This window comes from Serratia sp. HNCC26DJ244 (assembly GCF_057180565.1).
Genome location: NZ_JBXUGO010000065.1, coordinates 1 through 1,286 on the forward strand (window position 1 = coordinate 1; position 1,286 = coordinate 1,286).

Annotated in this window: 2 protein-coding genes; both read left to right on the top strand. The window is 60.3% G+C overall.

All coding sequences use genetic code 11. From position 1 onward, the window contains the following. A partial coding sequence (locus AC2A06_RS18535) for a type VI secretion system baseplate subunit TssF (protein WP_484381261.1) occupies window positions 1-654 on the top strand: 654 nt, incomplete at its 5' end. Then, window positions 618-1,286, top strand: a 669-nt coding sequence (gene tssG / locus AC2A06_RS18540) for a type VI secretion system baseplate subunit TssG (RefSeq protein ID WP_484381262.1), incomplete at its 3' end; no start/stop codon positions are given. The genes AC2A06_RS18535 and tssG, both read left to right, overlap by 37 nt.

Sequence of the window (1,286 nt, forward strand, 5' to 3'; positions counted from 1 at the left end):
GAGTATTATTACCATACCCGCATGCGCCGTGGCCCCTCCGGGTTGTATAACACCTGGCTGATTCTCGGTGGCGAGGCCTTTGACCAGCATACGGTGCCGGCAGATGAGAGCCTGTCACTGACCCTGACCGGCACCAACGGCCAGTTGCCGCGCCGGGCGTTGCAAAGCACGGTGCTAGATACGGTGATGAAGACCACCTCCGCCAGTATCCGGGTGCGTAACCTGTGTGCGCCGACACTGCCGTGTTATCCCCCTGACCGTGACCGTTTTCACTGGCGGGTATTAAGCCACCTGGGCAGCAACTTTTTGTCGATGATGGACAATGCCGAAGTGCTGCGCGGTACGCTGGCCCTGTATGAGTGGACCCATAGTGAGATGAACCGCCGTCGCCTGGAAGCGATTGTCGAGGTGCGGCACAGTGAAACCGAACGCTTTGAGCAGGGTTACCTGCTGCGTGGCGTGCAGATAGAGGTGACGCTGGACAGCCAGGGGTTTGCCGGGCGGGGGGATATCAGCCTGTTTGGCGAGATGTTGAGCCGCTTCTTTGCCCTGTATACTGATATCTACCTGTTTAACCGCCTGATTATCATTCTGCAACCGACCGGAGAACGACTGGAATGGGAAGAGAAACACAACCGCCGTATTCCCGGTTAGCCCCCCGGCTGGAAGCCGAGCTGACGCGGATGAACTTTTACCGCTTCTGCCAGTTGCTGGAAAAGCAGCACCCGGCGCGGCCACCGTTAGGCAACAGTAGCCACCCGACGGATGACCCGGTGCGCTTGACGCCCTGGCCGGGGATGGGCTTTCCCGCCAGTGAGTTCAAGTCGGTGGAATACCATGAAGAGGATGACGCCGCGCCGCCGGTGATACGCACCACCTTTATGGGGCTGTATGGGGTGGACTCGCCCCTGCCCACCACCTACCTGGATGATATTGCCCAGCACCGGGAAGGGCACGAGGCGTTGCAAGGTTTTCTCGATATCTTCAGCCACCGTATTTTGACCCAGTTCTACCGTATCTGGCGTAAATACTCCTACCCGGCCACCTTTGCGCCGGGGGGCACCGACAACATTTCACAATCGCTGTTGGGGTTGGTGGGGCTGGGTATTCCGGGGACCGCCAACCATATTGCCACCCCGGTGTCGCGCTTTCTGGCGTTGCTCGGTGTGCTGCGCCAACCGGGCAAGACCGAAGAGGGGATGCAGGCGCTGGTGCAACTGCTGGCCCCGGCCACCCGGGTGCGTGTTCACCCTTATTGCCTGCGGCCCATCGCCATCACCACCCCG